Origin of the sequence: uncultured Thermus sp. (assembly GCF_938010445.1) — a bacterium.
Lineage (GTDB): Bacteria > Deinococcota > Deinococci > Deinococcales > Thermaceae > Thermus > Thermus altitudinis.
Genome location: NZ_CALLUR010000058.1, coordinates 1 through 6,573, shown reverse-complemented (window position 1 = coordinate 6,573; position 6,573 = coordinate 1). Strand labels below are relative to the sequence as shown.

6 protein-coding genes and 1 pseudogene are annotated in these 6,573 nt (G+C 66.3%); 1 reads left to right on the top strand and 6 read right to left on the bottom strand.

The features are described 5' to 3' along the window. The 4 genes and pseudogenes from Q0693_RS03225 to Q0693_RS03210 all read right to left on the bottom strand — a co-directional run. Positions 1-435 (bottom strand): annotated as a pseudogene (locus tag Q0693_RS03225) (peptidase M23); the annotation flags it as partial. Position 436: 1 nt separating this feature from the next. Continuing rightward, positions 437-1,291: a permease-like cell division protein FtsX gene (locus tag Q0693_RS03220; protein ID WP_298629166.1), complete on the bottom strand. Its 855-nt coding sequence runs from the start codon at positions 1,289-1,291 to the stop codon at positions 437-439. A gap of 72 nt (positions 1,292-1,363) precedes the next feature. After that, positions 1,364-2,461 carry a zinc-binding dehydrogenase gene (locus Q0693_RS03215; RefSeq protein WP_298629164.1) on the bottom strand — a complete coding sequence of 366 codons (1,098 nt, stop codon included), beginning with the start codon at positions 2,459-2,461 and terminating at the stop codon, positions 1,364-1,366. After that, positions 2,458-3,519 carry a class II aldolase/adducin family protein gene (locus tag Q0693_RS03210; protein ID WP_243030376.1) on the bottom strand — a complete coding sequence of 354 codons (1,062 nt, stop codon included), beginning with the start codon at positions 3,517-3,519 and terminating at the stop codon, positions 2,458-2,460. The genes Q0693_RS03215 and Q0693_RS03210 overlap by 4 nt, the downstream gene beginning before the upstream one ends. A 44-nt stretch (positions 3,520-3,563) precedes the next feature. On the opposite strand from Q0693_RS03210, the gene Q0693_RS03205 reads away from it, so the two are divergent. Beyond that, the gene (locus Q0693_RS03205) at positions 3,564-4,538 is read left to right on the top strand and encodes a P1 family peptidase (RefSeq protein WP_298629162.1); all 975 of its coding nucleotides are present in this window, start codon (positions 3,564-3,566) and stop codon (positions 4,536-4,538) included. Here the strand turns inward: Q0693_RS03205 and Q0693_RS03200 are convergent, their stop codons facing one another. Continuing rightward, positions 4,539-5,558, bottom strand: a complete 1,020-nt coding sequence (locus tag Q0693_RS03200; RefSeq protein WP_298629160.1) for a S1C family serine protease — start codon at positions 5,556-5,558, stop codon at positions 4,539-4,541. A gap of 55 nt (positions 5,559-5,613) precedes the next feature. After that, positions 5,614-6,573: YwiC-like family protein (locus Q0693_RS03195; protein WP_298629158.1), on the bottom strand; the 960-nt coding region annotated here is incomplete at its 5' end.

Below are 6,573 nucleotides of genomic sequence, written 5' to 3'. Positions count from 1 at the left end.
CTGGGCCCGGAGGAGGGGGAGGTAGCGGCCAGCCCTTTCCCGGTGCAGGCTTCGCATCAGGGCCTGGAGCCGCTCCTTTAGGTTTTCCAGGTCCCTTTCCAGCTTGGCGATACGCCCTTCCGTCTGGCCGATTTCCTCCTTGGACTGGGCGATCTGCCGGCTTAAGACGGCGCGCTCCTTCTCCAAGCGGGCGATCTCCCCCTCGAGGCGGGCTTTCTCCTTAAGCAGGTTCTCCACCCGGATGGATAGGCGGGCAAGCTCCTGGTTTAGGAGGCGGATTCGCCTTTGGCTTTGCTCCTCCAGGGCCTTGGCCTGGCTCAGCTGGTCTTCCAGGTTGCGCACGGTGCGCTCCTGGGCAGGCACGTTCTGGGCCAAGACCCCTAGCAGGAAGCCTTGGCTGAGGACCAAGGGGAGGAGGATCCAGCGGAAGCCCATCCTAGACTTCCCTCAGATAGGCCCGGGTGGCCATGAGGGCCCCACCGGCCCCCAGGACCACCGCCAGGGCCAGGACCATGAGCCCGGTCTGTGAGAGGTCCTTGACCCCCAGCACGGGCAGAAAGGGAAGGAGCCCCTGGAGGGCTTGGGCCAGGCCCCGGTACAGGAGGCTGCCGAAAGCCACCGCCAGGAGGCTGGCCCCAAGGGTGAGCAGGATCCCTTCCACCACGAAGGGAGCCTGGATAAACCGCCGGGTGGCCCCCACCAGGAGCATGATGCCCAGGGCTTCCTTCCGGCTCTCCAGGGATAGGCGTATGGAGCCCATGACGCTGAAGAAGGTGTTGAGGAGAAGAAGTCCCACCAGGACCCCCATGGCCAAGCGGCTTCCAGACAGCACCTGGACCAGCCTTTCCGTTAGCTCGCCTCCGTACTCCACCCCCTCTACCCCCGGAAGCTTCCTGAGCCTTTCCGCCACCCTGCGCACCGCCTCCGGGTCCTTAAGCCTCAGGCGCAGGGTGTCGGGCAAAGGGTTCTCCACCAGGTCCTTGGCTTCGGCCAGGTAGGGGTAGTCCAGAACCAGCTGGGCCAGGGCCTCCTCCTTGCTCTGAAGCCGCACCTCCCCCACTTCGGGCCAGCCCTGGATCTCGCTGAGGATGGCTTCCACATCGGCCCCTTTTTGCAGGAAGGCCGCCACTTCCAGTTCCCTCTCGAGGGTATGCACTACCCGCTCCAAGTTCCATAGGACGAGGCCCAGAAAGTAAAGGAGGGCGAAGGAGACGAGGGCGGTAAAAAAGGTGGCGAGACTGGCCGTAGGATGACGGAGGATCTGCCGCAGGCCCTCGCGGAAGGCGTACATGGCTACCATCTTACGTGCCTTTACGGAGGAAAAGCTTTAGCCATGGAGCGTGGCGGCCATGGGGAAAGGCTCCTATGAGGAGATGGCTGGCCGGAAGAGGGCCTTTCCCTTGGCGGCAAGGGCCTGGGGCCAGGCCTCGAGGGGGAAGATGCCCCCGAGGAGTTCCTCCAATCCCCTAAGCTCTGGGAGGAGGCCCACTGCCTGGCTAAACTCCTCATGGGTGTAGGTGTAGCTTCCCACCAGGCCCACCTCCTTGAACCAGAAGGGGGAGAGGTCGGCCCAGTCCAGGCCGGGGGCGCCCAAAAGGAGCACCCGGCCCCCTTCCTGGGCCAGGGTGAGGGCCTGGCGGAAACCCAGCCCGCTTCCCGAGGCCTCTATGACCGCCTCGTACCCGCCCCGGTATCCCTCAAAGAGGAGGTAGCGGTAGCGCCGGGCCCGTTCCCATAGGGCCTCCTTGGCGCTTCCGTAGATCCCATCCGCCCCGAAGGCCCAAGCCCGCTCCGCCTGGTGGGGGTACTTGGCCACCCCATACACCTTGCCGGAAAACCCCAGGGCCCGAAGGGCTTTGAGGGCCAAAAGCCCCAGGGTACCCATACCTAGGACCAGGATCTCCCTGGGCCAGGGCCTTAGCTTGTTAAGACCCCGCACCACCACCGCCAGGGGCTCGGCCAAAACGCCCCGCTCCTCGGGGACGCCCTCAGGGAGGGGATAAAGCCTCTCGGGCCGGGCCAGCACCCACTCCCCCCACCCCCCCGGCAGGTCCCGGTTGTAGCCCAGCATCCCCGGGGCCAGGGGCCCTTCGGCCACGTTCTGGCATAGCCCTTCCTCCCCCCGCTGGCATGCTGGGCAGGGGGGAAGCCCCCGGTCGGCGCAGGTGAGGAGGGGGTTCACCGCCACCAGGCTGCCCTCCACCTCCCCCAGGATCTCATGGCCCAGGACGGCGGGGAAGGAGAAGAAGGGGCTGATGGAAGGAGGGCTTTTCCCGTAGAGGAGGGAAAGGTCCGAGCCGCAGACCCCGCTTAGCCGCACCTTGACCTTGACGAAGCCTGGCCGCTCGGGAAGGGGCACCTGGGCCAGGGTTAGGGGCAGAAGGCCCTTGGGGAAGCGCTTACCTATGGCCCGGGCCGCAAAGAAGCGAGGAAGGGAAGGGGTGTAGAGGAGGGCCTTCATGACATGGGGACGGTGCGGATGAGCCTGCCCTCTATCCGCTCCATGATCTCCTCCAGGCTCCTTCCGGTGATGGTGAGGCCGTGGTTTTTCAGGCCCACCACCGCCCGGGTGGGGTCGGGGGCCTCCCGTACCTTTTCCGCCACCGCCTGGGCCAGCTCGTAGGTGCCGCAAGGGTAGTTGAAGGGGGTGGCGGGAACCCCCTCCATCCAGGCGTGCACGTGCAGGATGGCCCCTACCCCCGGGTGTTCCCGGTAGATCATCCAGTGCTCAATGGCGTCCACGCTCACCCGCCTGGGCTCCACGTGGGGGGGCACGGAGAGGAGGATGGCGTTTTCCTTGGGGTCGTAGTCCTTTACCATGAGGATGTCGCGGCCGATCTCCCTTAGGTTGGCCTTGTCCACGCCGCTTGCGGACATCCAGAAGCGGCGCTCGTCCTTGCGCACGGAGAGGTTGCCGTAGGAAAGCCCGCCGATGCCATAGAGGCGCTTCACATGGCGGAGGTCCTCGGGAGGGAGGATCTCCTCAATGGGGAAGGGGGCAGGAAGGAGGTCCCACTCCTTGAGCCTCTTCCCCGCCCGGTACATGCTCTCCGTGAGCTCGTCCCCCTGCCAAAGCTCAGGCTCCAGGTCCGGGTGGAAGATGTTGTTGATGACCAGGCGGCTACAGGCGATGGGCCTTAGGCGTGCGGCCACCCGCTCAAAAAACCCTTCGCCATTGGGCTCGTCGTAGTGCCCGAGCTCCAGGGTGAGGAACTTGACCCCTTGGCTGGGCACGTAGGCTAGAAGCACGTTGGAGAGGGCGCGGACCAGGTAGGGATAGAGGGCCTGCAGGGGGTTTTCGGGAAAGGCCGGAAGCTCCAGCACCGAGGCCACGAAGGTGGCCTGGGCCCTTCGCCGGTAGGGGCGGGGGTTTTCGGGAGAAATCGCGTTCAGCACCAGATTGGGGGCCTCGGCTTTGGGGTTATAGCGGAACCCCTGGGCTTCCAGGGCCTTCCCAAGACCCTCTAGAAAGGCTTGGATGCTAGGGGAAGGCTCGCCGTGGATCAGGTACTCCCACATACTCCCTCCTTGTGCTGGCCTTTAGCCTACCCGATACTGGCCTTATGGCGGAAGCCTTGTGGGGCAAAGCGGCCCTTTGGCCGGGGATCAGGGTGGGGCATTTCACCGACCTCGAGGCCCTCACCGGCTGCACCGTGGTCCTGGTGGAGGAGGGTTGGGTGGGGGCGGTGGACGTGCGGGGGGCGGCCCCCGGCACCCGGGAGACGGATCTTTTGCAGCCAGAAAACACCGTGGAAAGGGTGCATGCCCTCCTCCTCACCGGGGGAAGCGCCTTTGGCCTGAGGGCGGCGGAGGGGGTCATGCGCTACCTGGCGGAAAGGAAAAGGGGCTTTCCCACCCCGGCAGGCGCGGTACCCATCGTGCCTGCTGCCGTGCTCTACGACCTGGGCCGGGGAGGGGTGCACCGCCCGCCGGGGGAGGAGGCGGGGTACCAGGCGGCCTGTGCCGCGGGGGAGGAGGTGGAGGAAGGGGGCGTGGGAGCGGGCACGGGGGCGGTGGCGGGCGGGGTAAAGGGCGGGGTGGGCCTGGCGGGGTACCTTCTGGAGGAAGGGTACCGGGTCCTGGCCCTGGTGGCGGTGAACAGCCTAGGCCGTCCTTTTGACCCCCTGACGGGAAGGCTTTATGGGGAAGACCTCCTGGCGGAAGGGGAGAGGGCTTTGGTTCCGGATCGCTCCCGCTACCGGGGCAGCCCGGAGGACTACCGCTATCCCTCCCTCCTGGGCCAGAACACCACCTTAGCGGTGGTGGCCACGGATGCCCCCCTTAGCAAGGCCCAGGCCAGGAGGCTTGCCATCATGGCCCAAGACGGGATCGCCCGGGCCATCCGCCCGGCCCATACGCCCGTGGATGGGGACCTGGTCTTCGCCCTGGCCCAGGGGGATGGGAAGGGTGTGGATCCTTACGCCCTTTTGCGCCTGGGAGCCTACGCCGCCGATGCCGTAACCCGGGCCATCCTCCGGGCGGTGCTCCTTGCGGAAAGCGCACCGGGTATTCCCGCCTACCGGGACCTCATGGGCTGACTACCGCCCGGGGAAGGGGGCGAGTTCCACCTCCACCTGGAAGACCTCCCCTCCCCGGCGCACGGTGAGGCGGATTAGGTCCCCCACCCTGTAGCGGCGCACCTCCCGCAGGAGGTCCTCAAAGCTATTCACCGGGGTGCGGTTCACCTCGAGGATCACGTCCGGCACCCCTCCCGCCTCCAGGCCCCTTAGCCCTGCCCGGTGGGCGGCCCCGCCGGGCACCACCTCTCCCGCCAGTACTCCCCCTGGGGGCAAGCCCAGCTCCCGGGCCAGCTCCGGCGTGAGGGTCCTGGGGCCCCTCAGGCCCAGGTAGGGCCAGTAGCTCCTTTTACCTTGTTCTAGATCCGCCAGGATGGCGCTCCGCTCCGCAAGGGGGGTGAAGAAACTCCTAAAACCCGCTTCCGTCTGGCCGATGGCCACCGCCACCCCCAGCACCTTCCCCTGGCCGTCCAGTACGGGCCCCCCGGAGTCCCCAGGGGAAAGGGGCAGGCTGGTTTCCACCAGGCCCTGGGGCAGGAAGGGGGAAGGGTCTACGGAAGCCCGGGTGATGCGCCCATAGCGGGGGGCGATGAACTGGCCCCGGCCGTTGCCGATGTGCAGGACGGCCTCTCCCACCTGGGGGCGCCTTTGGGTTTCCAGGGGAAGGAGGGCGGGGGCTTGGGCCTCCGTGGCCAGGACCGCCAGGTCCAGGGGTTCGGCGAAACCCAAAAGGGTGGCCCTGGCCCGCTGACGGTTGGCGAGCACCAGGGTGTAGGGCCCTCCCTCCGCCACCACATGGTAGGCGGTGAGCACCAGGCCTTCCCGGTAGAAGAAGCCCGTGCCCCGGCTTCCCTCGGGGCCATCTATGCGCAAGGCGGCGGGGTGGGCCTTGGCATAAACATCCTGCAGGCGCTCAGGAGGTGACTGGGCCAGCTCCCAAGCCACCTTCTCTGGTTTCTTCCCGAGTGGTCCCAGTTGGCCCCAGAGGGCGTAAAGGGCCACGACCAGGATAGGGAGGACAATCCCCCAAGCTTTTCTCATGCTCTTATTTTCCCGGGTTTCGGGCGTAAGAGGGTGGTGTCCCCCACCATGGGCCTCAATGCCAAAGAAGCAGAAGCCCCAGGAGGAGGAAGCCTATCCCAGGCCAGGGGTAGGGTTTCTTCAGGAGGAGGTGGAGGAGCACCACGCCCGTGAGGGCCAGGAGGGGATGGGGGAGGGGTTTCCAGACGAAGGCCAGGTAGAGGAGGCCCAAGAGGGCATTCACGTCATAAAAGCCCACCAAGATGCGGATGGGCCTACCCCCCTCTTTTTGCCATAGAAGATAGAGACCTGCCAGGAAGGCTAACCCCACTAAGGCCCAGCCCAGAAACCGGTGCAGGGCCGGTACCCCCAGGAGAGCGGTGGGGAGGCCCTGGAGGGTATAACCGAGGGCGGTGGCCAAGACCAGCAAAAGCCCAAAGCCCATCTGGGTCCAGCCTATGATCCTGGCCTCCACCGGCGGCCTGAGGAGGGCCAGGCTGCCATAGAGGGCCAGAAGCAGAAGGACCAGGGATGCGGCAAGGGGGAGAAGCCCCTGGCCTTGGAGGAACCAAGCGAGGCCAGCGCTGGACCAAAGGGCGATATAGGCGGGGTAGCGTTTTGGGCGCATTCCTCGGGCCCTCAGCACCTGGGTGCGGGCGTAGTAGAGGGCGGCCACGTCCCTGAGGGCCAGGACAAGAAAGCTCCCCAAGGCCATCTCCGGCCCCAAGCCCCCCGCCAGCACCCCTGCTGGGGCCAAGGAGGCCATGGCGAGAGCGCCAGCTATTTCGGGGAACAGGTCGCGGGAGCGGTTTTGTGTATCCGCCCAGAGCATGAAAGCCCCTAGGGGCAAGGCCAAAAGGAGGGGAAGGAGGAAGGGCCCCTGGGCGGTGAAGGCGGTGAGGAGAAAACCTAAGAGGGCCAAGGTTAGGTAAACCCCGCTCACCCTGAGGGCCAAGTGGGTGCGGGGGTAGCGCTTGCCCTTTCTAAGGTCCTGGTAGATCAGCTTCAAGGGATGCCGGGCTAGGAAGCCGAAGAG

Bases quoted from the DNA above. Each gene is read 5' to 3' on its own strand.
- Q0693_RS03210 (WP_243030376.1), bottom strand. From the start codon at position 3,519: ATGTGGGAGTACCTGATCCACGGCGAGCCTTCCCCTAGCATCCAAGCC.
- Q0693_RS03215 (WP_298629164.1), bottom strand. From the start codon at position 2,461: ATGAAGGCCCTCCTCTACACCCCTTCCCTTCCTCGCTTCTTTGCGGCC.
- Q0693_RS03220 (WP_298629166.1), bottom strand. From the start codon at position 1,291: ATGTACGCCTTCCGCGAGGGCCTGCGGCAGATCCTCCGTCATCCTACG.
- Q0693_RS03200 (WP_298629160.1), bottom strand. From the start codon at position 5,558: ATGAGAAAAGCTTGGGGGATTGTCCTCCCTATCCTGGTCGTGGCCCTT.
- Q0693_RS03205 (WP_298629162.1), top strand. From the start codon at position 3,564: ATGGCGGAAGCCTTGTGGGGCAAAGCGGCCCTTTGGCCGGGGATCAGG.